At 56.5% G+C, this 17,763-nt stretch carries 15 protein-coding genes and 1 other RNA gene; 2 read left to right on the top strand and 14 right to left on the bottom strand.

Features of this window, described 5'->3' with window-relative positions:
• Positions 1-178: 178 nt before the first annotated feature.
• The 6 genes from MO767_RS07865 to MO767_RS07840 all read right to left on the bottom strand — a co-directional run bounded on the left by MO767_RS07865 (position 179) and on the right by MO767_RS07840 (position 4,352).
• Entirely contained in the window at positions 179-361 is a 183-nt protein-coding gene (locus MO767_RS07865) for a hypothetical protein (protein ID WP_282480101.1), read from the bottom strand.
• On the bottom strand, positions 358-855 hold the full coding sequence (gene radC, locus MO767_RS07860; RefSeq protein WP_282480054.1) for a DNA repair protein RadC: 498 nt from the start codon (positions 853-855) through the stop codon (positions 358-360). The genes MO767_RS07865 and radC overlap by 4 nt, the downstream gene beginning before the upstream one ends.
• Before the next feature lie 28 nt (positions 856-883).
• Positions 884-1,792, bottom strand: coding sequence for a hydrolase or metal-binding protein (locus tag MO767_RS07855; protein ID WP_282480053.1), 909 nt, complete (start codon positions 1,790-1,792; stop codon positions 884-886).
• Between the two features lie 87 nt (positions 1,793-1,879).
• Positions 1,880-2,881: a lambda-exonuclease family protein gene (locus MO767_RS07850; protein WP_282480052.1), complete on the bottom strand. Its 1,002-nt coding sequence runs from the start codon at positions 2,879-2,881 to the stop codon at positions 1,880-1,882.
• Between the two features lie 79 nt (positions 2,882-2,960).
• Positions 2,961-3,929: a DUF932 domain-containing protein gene (locus tag MO767_RS07845; RefSeq protein ID WP_282480051.1), complete on the bottom strand. Its 969-nt coding sequence runs from the start codon at positions 3,927-3,929 to the stop codon at positions 2,961-2,963.
• Positions 3,930-4,001: 72 nt separating this feature from the next.
• The gene (locus MO767_RS07840) at positions 4,002-4,352 is read right to left on the bottom strand and encodes a hypothetical protein (RefSeq protein WP_282480050.1); all 351 of its coding nucleotides are present in this window, start codon (positions 4,350-4,352) and stop codon (positions 4,002-4,004) included.
• A gap of 258 nt (positions 4,353-4,610) precedes the next feature.
• Between MO767_RS07840 and MO767_RS07835 the strand changes: the two genes are divergently transcribed.
• Together MO767_RS07835 and MO767_RS07830 are read left to right on the top strand one after the other, a co-directional pair.
• A complete protein-coding gene (locus MO767_RS07835; protein ID WP_282480049.1) occupies positions 4,611-6,590 on the top strand; it encodes an ATP-binding protein in 1,980 nt (659 codons plus the stop codon).
• A gap of 240 nt (positions 6,591-6,830) precedes the next feature.
• Complete coding sequence (locus MO767_RS07830) at positions 6,831-8,648, top strand: hypothetical protein (protein ID WP_282480048.1); 1,818 nt, start codon at positions 6,831-6,833, stop codon at positions 8,646-8,648.
• Between the two features lie 378 nt (positions 8,649-9,026).
• On the opposite strand, the gene MO767_RS07825 is transcribed toward MO767_RS07830, so the two are convergent.
• The 8 genes from MO767_RS07825 to MO767_RS07790 form a co-directional block, all read right to left on the bottom strand.
• Positions 9,027-10,283, bottom strand: a complete 1,257-nt coding sequence (locus tag MO767_RS07825; protein WP_282480047.1) for an integrase domain-containing protein — start codon at positions 10,281-10,283, stop codon at positions 9,027-9,029.
• Positions 10,284-10,467: 184 nt separating this feature from the next.
• Positions 10,468-10,861: a transfer-messenger RNA gene (gene ssrA / locus MO767_RS07820) on the bottom strand.
• Between the two features lie 115 nt (positions 10,862-10,976).
• The gene (locus tag MO767_RS07815; protein ID WP_282480046.1) at positions 10,977-11,228 is read right to left on the bottom strand and encodes a hypothetical protein; all 252 of its coding nucleotides are present in this window, start codon (positions 11,226-11,228) and stop codon (positions 10,977-10,979) included.
• 275 nt (positions 11,229-11,503) lie between these two features.
• Positions 11,504-11,776 (bottom strand): hypothetical protein, encoded by a 273-nt coding sequence (locus MO767_RS07810; protein ID WP_282480045.1) that lies wholly within the window; start codon positions 11,774-11,776, stop codon positions 11,504-11,506.
• A gap of 119 nt (positions 11,777-11,895) precedes the next feature.
• Entirely contained in the window at positions 11,896-14,715 is a 2,820-nt protein-coding gene (locus MO767_RS07805) for an FAD-binding and (Fe-S)-binding domain-containing protein (RefSeq protein WP_282480044.1), read from the bottom strand.
• Complete coding sequence (locus MO767_RS07800) at positions 14,712-15,383, bottom strand: lactate utilization protein C (protein ID WP_282480043.1); 672 nt, start codon at positions 15,381-15,383, stop codon at positions 14,712-14,714. Before MO767_RS07800 ends, MO767_RS07805 begins: the two co-directional genes overlap by 4 nt.
• Entirely contained in the window at positions 15,383-16,837 is a 1,455-nt protein-coding gene (locus MO767_RS07795; RefSeq protein WP_282480042.1) for a LutB/LldF family L-lactate oxidation iron-sulfur protein, read from the bottom strand. Before MO767_RS07795 ends, MO767_RS07800 begins: the two co-directional genes overlap by 1 nt.
• Entirely contained in the window at positions 16,834-17,658 is an 825-nt protein-coding gene (locus MO767_RS07790; protein WP_282480041.1) for a (Fe-S)-binding protein, read from the bottom strand. Before MO767_RS07790 ends, MO767_RS07795 begins: the two co-directional genes overlap by 4 nt.
• Between the last annotated feature and the right edge of the window lie 105 nt (positions 17,659-17,763).

Raw genomic sequence — 17,763 nt, 5'->3', positions numbered from 1 at the left:
TGAGGACGTGCGTAGCGGCACTTTCCTGCAGACTAAGTTCGCTACTGATATCACCTGCATGTATACCGGCACTGCAGCAGCGGAATATAAGGACCCGAAAGGCAAAAAGAAAAGTTCAGACGCTTCAGCGTGGACAGCTTGGTAGCTGTTCACGCTGGGAGTTCACTCATTGAAGTAGTCAGCTTATATTTCTTTGCAGTCGGTTGAAGATCCAGCAAGCCAGCAGCACTGCAATCAGTAGTGGTGGAAAACGCACCATTGCTATTACTAGTAACAGCCCCACGATGCAGCCGGCCAGTATGCCGACGAACGCGAGCAGCGTTCCAAGTAGCTTTAGCATTGCCAGCATGGTGGTTTTCATAGATGCCCCCGATCAGCCATCGAAACACATCCCTCACGGCCCACCACGATGTGATCGAGCGTGCGGATGTCTATCAAGTTCAATGCGTCCTGAAGTTTGCGAGTCAGGGTCCGGTCAGCCTGGCTAGGTTCCGGATCACCTGACGGGTGGTTGTGAACCAGGATCACTGCGGCGGCGTTGAACTCCAGGCAAATCTTGACGACCTCTCTGGGGTAAACCCCTGTCGCATCCAGAGTGCCGCGAAACAGCTCCTGAAACGTCAAAATCCGGTGCTTGCTGTCCAGTAGAAGAAGAGCGAATACCTCGTGCTCATAGTCGCCCAGCAACGTCTGCAAATGGTTGAACACTGCCTTGGGAGAGGTCAGTGAGCGTCCACGGCGCAGCCGCTGACTGGCTAGTTGCTGAGCCATCAGCAGGATGTCGGCTTCGCTTACAGGTGAATCGACCAGATAGGTGCCAGTGGCTTCACCGGCTCTAAACTTGTGCAATTTCATCTTTTGCTCCATAGCCGGCTGGCCGGTTTTAGGTGTTATGGGGTTGTTGCTGGCAGTGGCTTTCAAGCTTTTCAGCCAGACTGGGTTTGCTTGATTGCTGTTGTATGGGTTTGGAAGATGGCTGCTCAGCACCGCCTTCGACTGAAAAGAACTCCTCAATCACCGCGCCGCTATCTTCTTCGCTGTCCTCGAACGCGCCTTTACTAAAACCACGGCGTGCCGCCCCATCCAGTGCGGACTGATCGAAGCCAGCGGTTTGCCGTTGTTCATCCAACTCATTAGCAACCCGCAGCGCCTCACTCATGTCGATGCCACCACGTACCGTCAGGTCAACGTAGAAGATCGGCGTGCCATGGCTCTGACGGGTGGATTTGCCACGCAGGCGCAGCTCCAACGGCAGGCAGGCCAACCGATTGCCCGAAATAGCTTGGAAGTAATGAAGCCGAGCAGCCAGGGTGCGGATGCTGTTAAAGCCGGTGGTGCGGAACACGAAGCTGCCTAGTGGATCATCATCACCAATCAGCACATTCAGCCGGCCGTAGGGCTTACAGACGCCACCCTTGGCCAATGAGCAGGCATCAGGCGATGGGCAGGGCAGTGATTGCATGCCGTCCTGAGTGACGCGCTTGCAGGTCTCGCCATTGCCCACGCACAGCTGCCTGCCAGACTGGCGATCAAACAGCGTGTAGTCGGCGCGGAAATTCAGCTCCGGTTCGTTGAACAGCAGGCGCACCGGGATGCTGCGTAGCTTGTCTTCTTGACCTTTACGCAGCTCATCGTTGAGCGGGTGCAGAAGCCAGCCGTCCTTACCTTGCACCTGTGAAGTGATGGTGAACTGGTCATCCTTCTCCGGCAGGCGTTTGCCGTTCTTTTCGATGACTTTGCCGATGGAAATACGCCCGAGTATTGGCGGGGTAATAGCCAGACCTTTGAGCATAGTGGCTCTCCTTGAAATGAAAGAAAGGCTGCCCACACAGCTACCGCCGCATGGGTGACCAAGAGGGATTTTTTGAAGTGGAATGGGTTAACTGATCAGGAAACGACGGCTGCCTTCCTTGAGCTTGGTGTAGCGAACCTGCAGATACGGCTTGTCATTGAGCAGCTGGTTAACATCGAGCACAGTGCTGTCTTTGGACTTTTTCCAGCTGATGAAACCGTGACTGAACTCGGCCCGAGTAGCCTCACCCATGGCCTGCTGCAGCATCTGCTTGAGCTGGGCTTCACGGGTTTCTTTCTCGGCAATCGACTGGCGTACCACCTTCAGTTCGGTGTAGGAAGCGGTCAATCCGGCATGATTGCTGAGGTCCAGCGTCTGACCGTTGTCCTCCGGGTACAAACAGCGCAGCGCCATTTCCGCCGAAGCAGATCCATCTGCAGGTGGTGGCGTATCCGTCTCCACGTACTGCCAGAACTTACGCTCCAGTTCGATCAGGCGAGCAATCATTTGCTCATCCCGTTCGATGCGGTGAATCTCAAGTCTCTGACCACCGAGCAGCACAGCGACATCTGCCGCCTGCTTGCCAGTGACGGCGAGCTGGTGCATCACCTGTAACTGCACATACTCCGGCACGCCCTCCTTCCAGAGACGTGCGCCGTTTATGCCGGCGGTCTTGCATTCAAGTATCTGCACATCTTCGGCACCGATCACCTCGCGGTCGATGTTGGCCAGCATCCACGACAGCTCCGGATCGGAATGCTGCAGTACAGCGTTGATACGCCGCACCTTGTTCTCCGTGCGCTTGCTGTAATGCCAGGCCACGACCGGTTCCAGCACATTGCCCCAGTACATCGGACTTTCTTCATCGTGTGGGTCGGCCTTCGGTAACGTGGTGTCGCGCCCGGTTTTCTCCATCCACAGCTCCAGCTGCGACTTGTAGGGATTTAGGCCTACCGCAGCACCGGCATCCGAGCTGCCGATACCCTGTTTACGCACCATCAGCCAATCTTCACGCGGTAATTCCTTGGTACTGATTAAACGCAGCGCCGGGCGCGGCTTGCAGGCGCGGCTTAACGAACTAGCTTTCATAGCATTCTCCTTGTGGACATAGAAACGCCCGATCAGCAACCAGGCTGATCGGGCGTTATGGGGTGGAGGAGGTAAACGGTCAGGCGACAAGTTGCAGAGCGGTGTCCAGGGCACGTTGCTTGATCTGCGCGCCTTGGCCGAACCAGGCTGAGTCCATGCGGTACTCGTCGCTGCGGGCGCGGCGCTCGTGATCGACAAACTCGGTCACGGAGTTGAGCAGGCCCCAGGCGGTGCCGCGTGCCGAGTCGAGCTGACTGCCCCGACCACGACCCTCGTACAGTTCCTGGACCTTGCGCAGGGCACGCTCGTTGGGCAGAACCTCCGGCAGAGCACCGGTCGGATTGGTTTTGCACAGCACGTTCATAAAGAAGCCCAGTGCTTCATGCCACTGCACCTTACGTTCGGCCAAGGCGCGCATGCGGTACATAAAGTCGTCCCATTGCGAGACGGCGATGCCGAGTTGTTTCTTCACCGCCTTCGGATCGAAGCGGGTGTTGTGGGGCACCTTGATCGCCCGGCTGGTACCGGCCAGGGCGATGGTCAGGGTGTTGTTGCAGACTACGCGAACAGTGGTCGGCGTTGCTGTAGTGGCCAGGGTACCGTCGCAGGAAGTTGCCAACAGCAGGTAGCCATTCACTTGGTCGTTTCCCTTGAGCGCTGCACCTTGCCCGGTACGCGCCAGCGCCCAGAACTTACGTCCACCCTTGAGCACGCCGGCTGTTTCCAACTCGTAGCCAGAGACCTCGGTCAGGTCTCGGTAGAACTCCAAAACTTCCCTTGGCTGCACGGTGTGATAGCGATTGGAGACCACCGATAGCGGTGCCTTGGTATCCGAGCGGAACAGCACCTTCTGTTCCGGGTACGAGTGAATAGAACCCAGATGACCAATCGCATCTGCCTTGAAATGCACGGGGCTTTCCTGGATTTTCCAGTCCATGCCGGCTTCGCGTTGCCAGACCTCGATGGGTTGTTTCTGAGTGAGCTGATTGCCCAGGCCATGCCATGGTGCTGCGCCAGCGTAGGCCATTGTTTCGACGAGATGAGCCATGGTTGAGATTCCTTCAGGTGCACGCCGGCATAAAGCGCTGAGCATGCGCAGTCCCGGCAATGATTGATGGGGTTAGAAGTTAGGAGGTTGTTTGGATGTAGGCAGGTTGAAGCGATGACCACAGAGCAGACAGAGGTTGTGGGCCAGGACGTGGCGGTCGAGCGATTCGCCCAGCTGCGCGCCGAGCGCACAACCACCAACCCCACCGGCCAGGCCGCCGAGGATGGCACCTGTTACTGAGCCGAGCGTGATACCGACAGGGCCGGCGAAAGATCCAATAAGCGCACCAGCCTGACCGCCAGCCAGTGCAGCACTGACGCCACGCGCAGCACCGCCCACGGTGCCGAGGGCTGCGCCGATTTTCATGGCGTGATGGAAGGAAGCGACTTTGGGGGAATGACAACGAGGGCACTGCAATGACATGGGGCGAACCTTCTTGGTGGTGATGTCATAGCAGTAATGTGTGGTTGAGATTTTTTTGAATCGAATGACTTTGACGCTAGCTAATCGCCCGAGCGTGCGGCAGGCTGCTGTCACCCATAGCGGCCTGTGACGACCGGTTGAATCCACAGCCAAAAGCAGCCTGTCAGCACATTTTCTTGACTGCCCACTTCGGCTGAAATCGGTCACCCCTACATTCAAGGAGTTGTGCAAGAATCGTCGCAAAGGGAGAGGGATCGTATGACAAAAAAACTAGTATTCAAGGGCAGTGCTGCCATCGGTAATTCCGGAATTAAAAGGCACTTCAAGAATGCGGAGCCTTGGCAACCTCTGTTCGAGCTGGTTTGGAATGGCTTCGATGCCGCTGCGAGTTTTGTATCGGTCGATGTAGCCGAGAACGAGATGCATGGCCTGGAGCGGGTTGTTGTGTTGGACGATGGTGATGGCATTGAGTTCGACGCACTGACCGACACATTCGGTAGCTTTAACGACTCGGCGAAGAGAACGAACCTCTCGCTGAAGGGCGAGCATGGCCGCGGACGCCTCGCGTTCCATATGATTTGCCGCAACGCATCATGGTTCACTAGATGCAACGGCGTCGACGCAGTTATCTACGTTGCCGAGCCGACCATCAAAGACTTCGAAGGTCGGCTTCTGGAGGGGGCTGAGCAGAACGCGGATCTGTTGAGACAGGGAAAAGGCACTCTAGTAGAGCTCACGGACTTCACGGGCGCTCTACCAGAGTTGGACGCGCTACGCGAAAAGTTCTCCGTGGAGTTCGGTTGGTACCTTGCCGTACATCCCGAGAAACAAGTAGTGCTAAACGGCGTCACTATTCAGATTCCGGAGCATGAAGCCTTCCAGAAAGAGATCGCGACCGACGACGCTATCTTCCAGGCTCAGGTGATTCGCTGGGAGCAACGGCCCACCTCGGAGAAATCGTACCTATACCTGCTCAATTCTAGCGGCGCGCCAGTCTACAAGGTGTTGAGCTCGCTTAACCAGAAGCCTAACTTCTTCACCAGCGTGTGCGTAACGTCGGCATGGGCTGATACCTTCTCGAGCGAGCAAGATCTGCTGAATCCAGGGGCACATACACTTGCATCGCCAACCTGGAAGAAGTTCAAGTCCGAGTTGGACCGCCTGAGCCAATCCATCTATGACAAATTCCTACGCATGCGAGCCGAAGAGGTGGTGCAGGGCTATGAGGATGAAGGCTACTTCCCGAGCTATGTTGGACTGGATGACGCGGAGAAGGCATGGCGACATCAGCATACTCGCGGCTTGGTGCGGAACCTCTACATTGCCGAGCCTCGTGTGTTCAGCAACGCCAACAAGAAGCAGGCAAAGCTCATTATTCGCCTGTTGGACCGGCTCGCTGTTTCAAACGAGAACGACGCGCTGTTTGAGGTGCTAGAAGGTGCGCTCGACCTCGATGCGAAGTCGATGCAAGTCCTCGCGAAGCAGCTGCATCGTACGACCTTAGAGAGCATCGTCGCGAGCATCGAGGTGCTGCAGCGACGAGCCACTGCGGTGCAGCAGCTGCGACACGTCATGAATGAGCACTACCGCGAAGTTCGTGAGACTCCTGATCTGCAGAAGGTCATCGAGAACAATACATGGTTGTTCGGAGCACGCTACGAGACTATTGGTGCGGAAGAAGACACCTTTGCAAAGGTTGCTCGTCGAATGCGCGACGAGGTCATGGCTCGAACCTCCCTGAGCATGGATGACGTAGACGATGAGGAAGACCTGCCGGGGGCAAGGCGGCAAGCAGACCTCTTTCTGGCACGTAAGTTTCCCTCTACTGATTCCCTGGGGAATAAGGTCTACAGATGTATCGTGGTGGAGATAAAGCGACCGGCGATTTCCCTGAACAAGAAGCACCTTCGACAGCTGGAAGACTATGCAGACATCATCAAGCGTCAGCCGGAGTTCAAGTCAGAAAAAATGCATTTCGAGCTAATCTTACTCGGGCGCCAAATATCGTCAGCCGACACCATCATTCCTAGTCGCTTGAACAACCTGATTGCACGTAGCGATCCCGGGTTAGTGGCAGACGACCCACGCATGAAGCTATACGTCATGAACTGGTACACGTTGCTCGATGGGTTTGAGTTGACGCACGGCTTCATGCTCGAGAACCTCAAGCTCAAACGAGATGACTACACCGCAGCGTCCAAGGATGACCTAGTTGCGGAGTTGCAAGCAGAACACTGAAAAAAGAGCGCCACACCGAACGAGCGTGACGAGATGGGAAGGTAAGCGTCTGCTTCTGGCCGGGAGTACCTGTGGCCTCTGACAGAAAACGGCCAGTAGCGATCCCTCACGACAGCCTGATATTGCTCGCAAGAAGCCATGCCCTGTTGAGGCGTATTCATCTGGACAGCCTAGTGGCACTGGGCTATCTTCCCAGCCTGAAGGACTCCACGTTTCAGCCCTTGCCGTAGGGAAACGGACATGATCGATGAGCTTCAAGCCAGCAAATCCTGCTATTTTTATCGCCAAAAAGCTCCGATCACAACGGTCGCGATCACGACTTTGTTCCGGGCGGTCAGAGGGGCCCAGATATCCCCCTCGAACAACCTTTTCTCTTTTATACGGCAGTCCCATGGGGTGTCAATCTGGTCTGCTCTGTGCTTTCAATTCGACAAGACACCAGCTTTTCTGCCTGGCACTGACGATGTCATCGACCGGGTAACCGGATATTTGCTGATAGTCGAGCACCGTGATTATGTCGCCATTTTTAAATCTCAGATCGACGTTCCTGCTGATTTCTCCAAGCGGCACCTGCAGCGCATCGGCGCGCAGGATGTCGACCGTGGACTGACCAGCAAGGACTCGATATTCGCCCGAGTTCGGCTGAGGCATATGACGCTGTCCCGCTTTGCTTTGCGCAGCAAGACACTTGAGGGTGAGAACCTACACAACAACGTGGGCATGGCATCCTCGGCTCGATTTGCCCCACTGGGTTACAGCTTCACTGAGGCGGACGAACACTTTTCAACGACGCCGCGAACTGGACGGATTTCGCTTCGTGCGGATCGTGCTGGATATCTGGAGCTGGTTGATTATGCCTGCAATATGATTGACCGCTTGCACCCTCGACCCGGAAGGCCATCGTCCTCCCCTTTTCTTGCAGCTTTCGCGCGAGCGCTAGAGCTAGCTGATCTGACGGCTAGCCCTACCCAACTTGCGGTTGATACCGCAATCCTCGGACAGGCCATCTTTGACGATAAAGTCATCCGCTTGGTCAAGCGTGACGGAGGGGGATATCGAGAGCTGCCAAAGCTAGAGGTCGACCCAATACTCGCAGAACTAACAGATGTCTTGGGGGTCGCCAAAAACGTCGCCGGTAAGCTGCTGGTGTCCCAGCCTGCGACAGGCGTTGAGGTAGGTGAGATAGCGATAAACAAAACGCGAATCGCCTTGAAGCGTCTTACGTTACCTCTGCTCGCCGATGTCTACGTCGAGGATACTGAGTTTGCTCTCGGGGAGGACAATGATCGCATCCCGCTAAAGCAGTTCATCGACAAACAGGACACGTTCATCGTCCTCTTCGACCAGCCGCGCTTTGCCTACCTGGACGGAAGTCTTTATCAGGACGATTCATTGGTCAACGGTGGCACTCAGTTCCTGGGCTACCTATTCGGCAACGCAGAGCTGGCAACCGTCACGGATGAGAAAGGTGCCTTTACCGCGGCCCATCGTACGTTCGACCCAGACTCAACGTTCGGCGCGGTACTGTCGACGATTGCCCCCGAGGACGATGTCATAGTCTGCGATGATCTCGGTGATGAATGGGCTGATTTCATTGGTTTTCGAACGGATCCAGCCTCCCCGAGAGTTACCTTCTACCATGCCAAGCACGGAGAACTGACTCTCGGCGCCAGCGCGTTTCACGTTTCTGTTAGCCAGGCTATCAAGAACCTGGGTAACCTCACATTGCCCGCTCCGGCCATGACCAAAAAGTTCGCTCGTTGGGGTCGGCTTTATACCAACAACAGGGTAAGGACTGGTATTCATCGCACATGCCGTGGCACACCCGCTGATTCCAGAACTGCGGTGGAGTTTTGCAGGAATGCCCCTCACACCTTCAAGCGGGTGGCCATCGTGACCTCATCACTGAGCAAGGCTGCAGTTGAGCAAGCCTTTCAGAACATCGAAGCGGGCCACACTGCCAGCCCCTACTTCGTCCAGCTCTATTGGTTACTGTCGTCCTTCTTTGCTGCCTGTACCGAGGTCGGAGCCTTCGGATGCGTGATATGTCAGGAATGATGGAGCAGGCTCAAAGGTACGGACTCATTGCGCCATCCTGTCCCAATCGCTGGCCTTATTCCAGTTCACCGCTTCGAATTACCTGACTTCCCCTCAGCGTGCGCAGTTGCTCAGGCGGCGCATCATTTTTCTGCCTGGTAGGATCTGATTTCACTATTTACTGGCTAACTAACGTGTCCACTAGAAGTGTCTTTGCACGACTCAGATATAGGCTTTGCCAGATTCTCAAACCATCGTCCGCTACTGGCAAAAGGTGGACTCTATGGCGTTTTAGACATGTGCTATCCATGAAGGTCGGAGCCATCGCGCTCTGCTGAACGGAATCCTGCTCAACGCACGAGCCCGCCAGCGTAGCGATGGGTGAGTGAGGCCCTTGGATCAACGTATCGAGACGACTTTTCGGTCCTGGTTTTTGGCCAAAGCTGACACAGAGAGGTTGCCGGTGGCAGCCTCCTGGATGTGCTCGCTCCACCAAGCCATCATCGGACGCCTGCGTTCGATATAGTCTGCCCGGTTATAGGCACTGCGAACTTCGTCCTTGTCGACATGGGCAAGCGCCACCTCGATCAACTCGGGCTCCCAACCGTGCTCGTTGAGGATGGTGCTGGCCATTGAGCGCATGCCATGGCTTACCAAGCGTCCTTCGAAGCCCATTCGCTTCAGTGCCATGTTGGCGGTCTGGCTGTTGCAGTGGGTGCGAGGGTTACGGTCGGCAGGAAACACGTATTCCCGATGTCCGCTATAGGGTTTGATTGCCTCCAAAAGCGCCAGTGCTTGATCGGTGAGCGGCACGATATGTATGCGTCGTTTCTTCATGCGCTCAGCAGGGATCGTCCAGATACGCTTTTCGAAGTCGATGTCGGCCCAGCGCACGGTGGCTGCTTCTGCTGGGCGGGTCATGGTGTTGAGCTGCCATTCGATCAGGCAGCGCGTGGTCCTTTTTATGCTGGCATTGGCAATTGCCACCATGAGCTCTTTCAGCTCATCGGGAGCAAGCGCCGCCATATTCTTCTTTTTCGGTTTCTTGAAGACGGAACGAATTCCGCTAAGCGGGTTTGCGTGAATCAGTCCCGAGTTGACCCCGTGAATCATGATCTCGTTGAGTCGCTGACTCAGTCGCTTGACTGTTTCCAGGCTGCCTTTGGTTTCAAGTGGTCGGAGTAATTTGATGACCTGAGGGGCGCTGATGGCTGCAATCGGTGTGCTGGCCAAGTCCGGGAAAACGTGCAACGTAAGGGAGCGCCAGATGTCCTCGGCGTAGGCTGGCGTCACTTCATCTTTTTTCAGTTCATGCCAAGCCGTCGCCACGTTTTGAAACGTGTGCTCTGTCGCGGCTTTTTTCACTTGGCGATCAGCATTTCGCTGCTCTTTCGGATCTAGTCCCTGAGCGACAAGTTCCCTGGCTTCAACAGTCCGTTTACGTGCTTGTGCCAGGCTGACTTCGGGAAAGGTACCTAATCCCATGTTGATCCGTTTTTTGGTCACGGGATGGATATAGTTGAAATTCCACAGTCTTGAGCCGTTGATCCTCACTCGCATTTGTAGGCCGTTGCCATCCGTGAGCGTGTAGTCCTTTTCCTTAGGCTTGGCGGCTTTGACTTTCATGTCTGAAAGGCGAGTGGCTTGGGCGCACATGGTGTATTCCAATACTGTTTGTGTATTCCAAAAATTACCATCTGGGGGCTTGGAATACCACTTGGAATACACGTTTGCATGGATGTCTATGGACGCTGATGGATGCTAGTGGCGCTGAAAGCCCCGTATTCACTTGATTTCAGGCACAAAAAAAGACGTCCGTGGACGTCTTTAGATGATGAAGTGGTGGAGCCGGGGGGATTTGAACCCCCGTCCGCCAGTACTCCGCTGTCGGTACTACATGCGTAGCCGTGTCTATTAAGTTAACCCTCAGCGACCCGACGGGCAGGGTGCTTTGGGCGAGTTGTGTAAGTTTTAGCCGCTTCGTCCACAACGTACTGCACGGCGATTCTGTTCTATATGACAATCACTTTGGGTTTACAGACATCCCCTGATGATTGCTGGACCCGAAGGTACCAGGAGGGAAGGGCTAAGGCTGCTTACGCAGCGAGAGCGTATTCCCCGTAGGTTTCGTCATTGGCAACTATAGAAAGTTGCAACAGTGGATTTACGAGTTCTGTTACCAACTCGGCATGCACCTAAAGTTTCGCAACCGGCGTCGAATCCTAAACGGCCCCGAGCCTGTTGCTCTGTGAATCCAAGTGAGCAACAAGCCTGCGCAGTGTACGCCAACACACGTCAGAAGGCCAACCGGAAGGTTGGCCGCGAGTGATTATGGGTTGGGTTCGTTGCTCAGTTTGTCAGCGCCAATGCCTGGATGGCCTCGGTGGCGCATTTCTTGTCGTCCCCGGCGGCTTTTGAAGTTTTGGCGCTGGCCAGCAGTCTTTTGATCTCCGGTGCGTTGGTGGAGGTCGCTGGTAGCGCATTCACTTTGGCTTCGAGCTCCTGCAGTTTGCTCGTACAAAGGTCGTTGTCCGCTGCAAATACGGGAGAGGCCAACATTGCAGCAGAAATGAACAGACCAGCGAGTGCGGTATGTTTCATGGATATCTCCTTGAACTGATGGTCTCGGTGCTGCCGTATGAGCGGGCGGCTCGGCCGAGGTCGGAAAATAAGCCACGATTGATGGGGCCTACTTAAAAGACTACGGCGCTGCGCAGGAATTCGGTTTTTGCAAAAAAGGCTATGAAATAAACTGCTTTATAGAAGCAATGGCAGTAAAAAAGGGGGCAATTGCTGGTGGCGGGTTTTGGTTTGTTTCATATCTGGCGGTGCAGGGGGAAGCAGAAGGCCAACCCGAAGGTTGGCCCTGGGCTGAGTTATTTCCCACCTTTGCTCGCGTTCTTGAGGTCCTGGATGGTTTGGTTGGTCTCGGCGATGCAATCATCAGTCCCTTCCTTGGTGCCCTTTGCCTGATCGGCTTTGGCGCTCTTGACGCTGTCCATTACCTGTTCAGTCATTTCCGGAGGAATCTGTGCCTTGGCATTTTCGATGGTTTTCAAGTTGACCGCACAGAGGTCTTCGGCGGCAAACGAGGTGGACGCCATCAGCGAGGCAGTAACGAACAGACCTAACAGTACAGAACGTTTCATGTGTATCTCCTTGAGCTGAGGGTCCAGACTTCGCTGGCCGTCAGGACGGGTTGCCGAGTTTGGGTAAAGCCCTGTAGCGACCGGGCTAATTCTGTGGACTACGGCAGCGCGTCAAGGTTCTATCTCTCTTGCGTAACCCTTGCCTGCGTTACCCGATCCACCAGATAGACTAGCCCGTGGTAGTCAATTCCGCCGTGTTGCGTCAGACCTATCTCACACGTGCGGCTGGTAGAAATCCCCTCGCTGCATTGCCGAACCGCGTCCTTGAGCGTTCTTAACGAATGAGCGTTCAATTGCGGCGTAGTGAAACCCTTGTCCCCGGCAAATCCGCAACAGTGAATGCCCTCGGGAATCACCACGTTTTTGCTGCACTTGCGCGCCAGATCGATCAACGCCTGACTTTCCCCAAGGTGCTGGGTGCTACAGGTGACGTGCACTGCGATTGGCGCTTCCTGGGGCGTGAAATCCAGACGATCCATCAGATGCGTACGAATGAAACGCACCGGGTCGTACAGGTCCAGACGCACATCGCCCAGGTCCTGAACCAGCCGCAACGTACACGGACTGGTGTCGCAATAAATCGGATCAATCCCACCGCGACTGGCGTGCAGCAAGGCGCCGATCAGTTCCTGACGTTTGTGTTCGGCCTGTTCGGCGTAGCCCTTGGAGGCAAACGGTTGCCCGCAGCAGAGGTTGTCCAAATTGTCCGGGAAGACCACTTGATAACCGGCCTTTTCCAGCAGCCCACGGGTTTTGTCGTACAGCGACATTTGCTCTTTATCACCCGCAGCCGGGCCCATTGCTCGCGACACGCAGGCCGCGAGGTACACCACTCGAGGGCGTTCGTCCGACACGGTAGGGCTGAAGCGAATGGCTTTTTCCGGTTGCGGCATGGCGTTGGTCCATTGCGGGACCTGACCTTTGGATAAACGTGTCACCGCTGCCGACAGCTTTGCCAATCGTGGCGCCCCCAACAGCATTCGCGCACCGTTGGCCACGTGCAGGGTCAAACGTGCACCTTGCAGCGCGGTGGCGAAATTGCCTTCCAGCCAATTGGCGGTTTTTGTATGAGTTGCCTTCCGGCTGCGGAGTTTTTTCACCAGCTCGCCGGTGTTTATTCCTACCGGGCAACGTTGCGCGCAGAGACCGGTGGCGGCGCAGGTGTCGATGCCTTGGTATTCGTAGGCGGCTTCGAGTTCGGTGGTGTCCACGCCAGCGCGTTTCTTTGCCTGAATGTCACGCCAGATCACGATGCGCTGGCGCGGGCTCAGGGTCAGCCCTTTCGATGGGCAGACCGGTTCGCAGAAACCGCACTCGATGCACTTATCCACAATCTCATCGGCGGCCGGCAACGGCTTCAGGTGCTTGAGGTGGATCTGCGGATCCTCGCTGAGCACCACGTCCGGGTTGAGAATGCCGTTGGGGTCGAGCAGACGTTTAAGCTGCCACATCAACTGGTAGGCATCGCTGCCCCATTCCAGTTCGACAAAGGGCGCCATGTTGCGCCCGGTGCCGTGTTCGGCTTTCAGCGAGCCGCCGAACTCCACCGCCACCAGTTGTGCCACGTCGTCCATGAACGCTTGATAGCGTGCGACTTCTTCCGGGTTGTTGAAGCCTTGGGTGAAGACGAAATGCAGATTGCCTTCCAACGCGTGTCCGAAAAGGATCGCTTCGTCGTAATGGTGTTTGTCGAACAGCTCGATCAGGCGATTTACGCCGATGGCCAGTTGTTCCACCGGGAAGGTCACGTCTTCGATGATCACCGTGGTGCCGGTTTTGCGCACCGCGCCGACGGCAGGGAAGGTGTCTTTGCGGATCGCCCAGAGCTGGGCGTTTTCCACCGGGTCTTCGGTGAAGTCGACTTGTTTTTCCACGGGGAACGAGGTCAATGACGCCATGATGTGCGCCAGTTGTTCCTGTAGTAATGCGGACGACGCGGCGCGGGATTCGATCAGCAGCGCGCAGGCATTGTTCGACAGCTGCTGTACGAAAGCGGGCATGCCGGGTTTGTCCTGCACCGAACGCAGACTGCGCCGGTCCAGCAGTTCCACGGCCGACACCGGTTGGCTTTTCAGCACGGTGACGGCGTTGCAGCAGGTTTCCACATCCGGGAACACGATCAGCGCCGAGGCCTTGTTCGGATGGTCGATCACCGTGTCGTAAGTCACCGCGCTGATGAAACCTAGCGTGCCTTCAGAGCCCACCAGCAAGTGGCTCAAGATATCCACAGGCTCGTCGAAATCCACCAGCGCATTGAGTGACAGCCCGGTGGTATTTTTCAGACGGTATTTGTGGCGTATTCTCGCCGCCAGTTCGGCATGGGCGCGGGTTTCGCGGCCCAACGTTGCCAGGCGTTCAAGCAACGAAGCGTGGCTCTCACGAAACGCCGCAACACTCGCCGCATCTTCGGTATCGAGACGGCTGCCGTCGGCCAGCACCAGACGAATGCCAGCCAATGTGTGATAGGTGTTTTGCGCTGTGCCGCAGCACATGCCACTGGCATTGTTGGCGACGATGCCGCCGATTTTGCAGGCATTGATCGACGCCGGGTCCGGGCCGATCTTGCGCCCGAACGGTGCCAGCCATGCGTTGGCCTGTGCGCCGATCACGCCCGGTTGCAGACGGATTTGCGTGCCTTGGCCACGGATCTCGCGACCGTTCCAGTTATCCCCCAGGACGATCAACACTGAGTCACTGATGGCCTGGCCGGACAGGCTGGTGCCGGCGGCGCGGAAGGTCACCGGGACTAGATCCCGTTGCGCGAGTTTGAGCAGCGCCACGACCTCATCTTCCGACTCGACACGAATCACCAGTTTCGGAATCAGCCGGTAGAAACTGGCGTCAGTGCCAAAGGCCAGCGTCGACAGAGGGTCGTCGAAACGTCGCTCCTGGGGAATCAGTTGCTGCGCATCTCGCAGGAAAGCCGCGGGTAGATTCATTGGTCCTCCAGGATCATGACCACGAGGTCTTTCGGGCCGTGAGCGCCGTAGGCCAGGACCTGCTCGATATCGGCGGTTTTTGACGGGCCGGACACCAGCAGGGCGTTGGTCGGCATGCCTTGGGCCCACTCGAATTCCTGCTGCACTTGATAAAAGTTGTCTCGGATTTCACTGGCCTTGAGCAGGGCGAAATGCACCGGCGGCACCAGACTCATCAGGCGCGGTTCTTCCCGCGTCGGCCAGAGAATCAGACTACCTGTGGCGGCGATTGCACCGAGGGTGCCGGTCAGGCTGGCTGGCGTGTCGTTGAACAATTCGGTCTTCCATTCTTCAACCGGACGGTCGTAGGATTTGAGCGTTGGCAAATCAGGATTTTTCGCCCAGTGCTGAGTGACACGTTGCCCGTGAGGTGTAGTCGGTGCGATCAACAAACTAGGCAGCTGACGGTCCCGCAACAACTGAGCAAGCAACGAAGGCCAACCTTCGTCGGACGTCAGATGGATTTCGGTGTGCACCGCTTCCATCAGTTTGCGCAGCTGCGGGATGCGTTGTTGGGCGGTGTATGTGTAGGGTGCTGTCACCAGTTCGACGTCAAATTCGTCAGGCACCGGCGTGGTGCCCGTCAGACTTTTACGCAGTTTGGCGAGGATATTTTGCTTGGCGCTCATCAGCGATCTCCCTGGTTGGCCAGATGTTCGCGGGCCATGTCATGCAGTGAGCGGGCAGCGGGTTTCGGTGCGCTGTGGTTTTGCGTCCACGGACCGACGTTGCTGGGTGCCAGTGCTCGCAAGCGAGTAGCGAAGAAGCCGAACAGTCGATAAAGCGTGGGTGAACTGTTGAGCTTCGCCCAGGCATTCCAGATAAACCGTTCTTTACGCGAGTACTTGCTGCCCTGGCCGCGCATCACTTGATGAGGGCTGTCCGGGGCTTTGACGTTCTCTTCCCGTAGGCGACGCAGCAGTGCCGGAATCGGAATTTTTACCGGACAGACTTCACCGCAGGCGCCACACAGCGACGAGGCACTCGGGTGGTCCGGGACTTTCGCCAGACCGACCATGTGCGGGGTGATGATTTTTCCGATAGGCCCAGGGTAAACCTCCCCATAGGCGTGGCCGCCGATTCGGGTGTAGACCGGGCAATGATTCATACAGGCGCCGCAGCGGATGCAGTTCAGGGTCTGGCGCAATTCGCTGTCGGCGAAGGCTTGGCTGCGACCGTTGTCGAGCAATACCAGGTGCACTTCCTGAGGGCCGTCGAGTTCATGTTCCTTGCGCGGGCCGGAGATCATGTTGACGTAGGTGGTGATCGGCTGGCCGAGGGCTGAACGGGTCAGCAGTGATAGCAGCGGCACCACATCGCGCAGGTTTTCCACAACTTTTTCGATGCCGGTGACGGCGATGTGCACCGGCGGCACGGTAGTGGTCATGCGCCCGTTGCCTTCGTTTTCCACCAACAGCAAGGTGCCGGTTTCGGCCACGGCGAAGTTGACGCCGGAGACGCCGATGTCCGCTTCGAAGAATTTCTGCCGCAAGACCTTGCGACCAATCTGAATGAGTTGGTCAACGTCCTTGGTGTATTCCACGCCAAGTTTGTCGTGGAACAAGGACGCGACCTGACCGGCATTCTTGTGGATCGCCGGCATAATAATGTGTGAAGGCTTTTCGTGGTCGAGCTGGACGATGTACTCGCCCATGTCCGATTCCAGGCATTCAATGCCCTGTTCAGCGAGGAAGTGATTCATTTCCATCTCTTCGCTGACCATCGATTTGCCCTTGATCACTTGCCGCCCCTCGTGAGCGCGGATGATCGAGAGGACGATGCCATTGGCTTCGTCCACCGTTTCCGCCCAGTGCACTGTCACACCGTTGCGGATCAGGTTCTGTTCAAGCTGCTCGAGCAGGTCGGGCAACTTGGATAAAGCACGGGCACGGACAGCATTGCCCAGCGCTCGCAAATGTTCTCTTTCGTGGGCATCGCTGAAGGACGCTGCCCGTTTTGTCATCAGCGAATCCATCGCAGTGCGAAAGTTGTTTCGCAGTTGCTTGTCACCCAACGCGTTGTGCGCACGGGTGCGGAAATCTTCTTCTACGGCAACCGTAGGAATAATCGCGGAAGCGTTCATTGAACACCTCCGGTTCGCTGCCAAAGGAAACTGGCCAGGTGTTGGCCGCGCAACGCTTCCTTCTGTTTTTCCAGCGAGCCGTTGATGTTCATCAGGCAACCGCAGTCGGCACTGAGTACCTTATGCGCACCGGATTCCTTCAACGCCCGGGTCTTGTCAGCCACCATCGCGCCAGAAATGTCTGGCATACGGACGCTGAAAGTCCCACCGAAGCCACAGCATTCACTTTCATGGTTGTGGTCGACTCGCTCCACGTTACGGAGCTGCGCCAACAACTCGCGGCCATGCAAGTGGGTGTTCATCTCACGGCGTGCCGAGCACGACGTGTGCAACGCTACTTTGACTGGCTCGCCACTGTCCTTGAGCTGCACCTTGCAGACAAACAACAGAAACTCGGCCAGTTCATAAGTCCGGGCAGCCAGCGCCTGAACCTGTTTCAGCGTGTCCGGCTCGTCCTTGAACAAGTCGGCGTAGTGTTCGCGCAACATCCCGGCGCACGATCCCGATGGCACCACCACCGGATAGTCCCCGGAAAACAGCGCCAGTTGCGAGCGTGCCACGATCCTCGCCTGCTCGGTGTAACCTGAGGTGTAGGCCGGTTGCCCGCAGCAGCTTTGCCCCTGCGGATACTCGACACGAATGCCTTCGCGTTCCAGCAAGTGAATCGCGTCCATCCCGGCTTCAGGGTAGAACAAATCCACCACGCAAGTTCCGAACAGGTAGACCCGTGACGGTTTCTCGCTGGGGTATTGCCGAGGCTCGGGCAGTGGCGGGGCGACGCGGGTCGCATTCGGCACAGCGTTGTAAAAAAGCTCGCTCATCAGGCGTGTCTCCGGGTGGTCCCGGTTATCCGTCTGTTGATGCTGCTGAATATAGAGAGGCAAGCTTTCAGCAGCCTTACAGACCGGGTGGTGAATAGCTGACGC

Source organism: Pseudomonas sp. UYIF39 (assembly GCF_029963765.1).
GTDB lineage: Bacteria > Pseudomonadota > Gammaproteobacteria > Pseudomonadales > Pseudomonadaceae > Aquipseudomonas.
The sequence above is the reverse complement of the archived record's forward strand: the minus strand, read 5'-3'. Positions and strand labels throughout refer to the sequence as shown.

Excerpts from the sequence above, each read along its gene's own strand:
- radC (WP_282480054.1), bottom strand. The coding sequence starts at position 855 with ATGAAATTGCACAAGTTTAGAGCCGGTGAAGCCACTGGCACCTATCTG.
- MO767_RS07795 (WP_282480042.1), bottom strand. The coding sequence starts at position 16,837 with ATGAACGCTTCCGCGATTATTCCTACGGTTGCCGTAGAAGAAGATTTC.
- MO767_RS07865 (WP_282480101.1), bottom strand. The coding sequence starts at position 361 with ATGAAAACCACCATGCTGGCAATGCTAAAGCTACTTGGAACGCTGCTC.
- MO767_RS07835 (WP_282480049.1), top strand. The coding sequence starts at position 4,611 with ATGACAAAAAAACTAGTATTCAAGGGCAGTGCTGCCATCGGTAATTCC.
- MO767_RS07790 (WP_282480041.1), bottom strand. The coding sequence starts at position 17,658 with ATGAGCGAGCTTTTTTACAACGCTGTGCCGAATGCGACCCGCGTCGCC.
- MO767_RS07830 (WP_282480048.1), top strand. The coding sequence starts at position 6,831 with ATGATCGATGAGCTTCAAGCCAGCAAATCCTGCTATTTTTATCGCCAA.
- MO767_RS07810 (WP_282480045.1), bottom strand. The coding sequence starts at position 11,776 with ATGAAACGTTCTGTACTGTTAGGTCTGTTCGTTACTGCCTCGCTGATG.
- MO767_RS07855 (WP_282480053.1), bottom strand. The coding sequence starts at position 1,792 with ATGCTCAAAGGTCTGGCTATTACCCCGCCAATACTCGGGCGTATTTCC.
- MO767_RS07850 (WP_282480052.1), bottom strand. The coding sequence starts at position 2,881 with ATGAAAGCTAGTTCGTTAAGCCGCGCCTGCAAGCCGCGCCCGGCGCTG.
- MO767_RS07845 (WP_282480051.1), bottom strand. The coding sequence starts at position 3,929 with ATGGCTCATCTCGTCGAAACAATGGCCTACGCTGGCGCAGCACCATGG.
- MO767_RS07815 (WP_282480046.1), bottom strand. The coding sequence starts at position 11,228 with ATGAAACATACCGCACTCGCTGGTCTGTTCATTTCTGCTGCAATGTTG.
- MO767_RS07800 (WP_282480043.1), bottom strand. The coding sequence starts at position 15,383 with ATGAGCGCCAAGCAAAATATCCTCGCCAAACTGCGTAAAAGTCTGACG.
- MO767_RS07825 (WP_282480047.1), bottom strand. The coding sequence starts at position 10,283 with ATGTGCGCCCAAGCCACTCGCCTTTCAGACATGAAAGTCAAAGCCGCC.
- MO767_RS07840 (WP_282480050.1), bottom strand. The coding sequence starts at position 4,352 with ATGTCATTGCAGTGCCCTCGTTGTCATTCCCCCAAAGTCGCTTCCTTC.
- MO767_RS07805 (WP_282480044.1), bottom strand. The coding sequence starts at position 14,715 with ATGAATCTACCCGCGGCTTTCCTGCGAGATGCGCAGCAACTGATTCCC.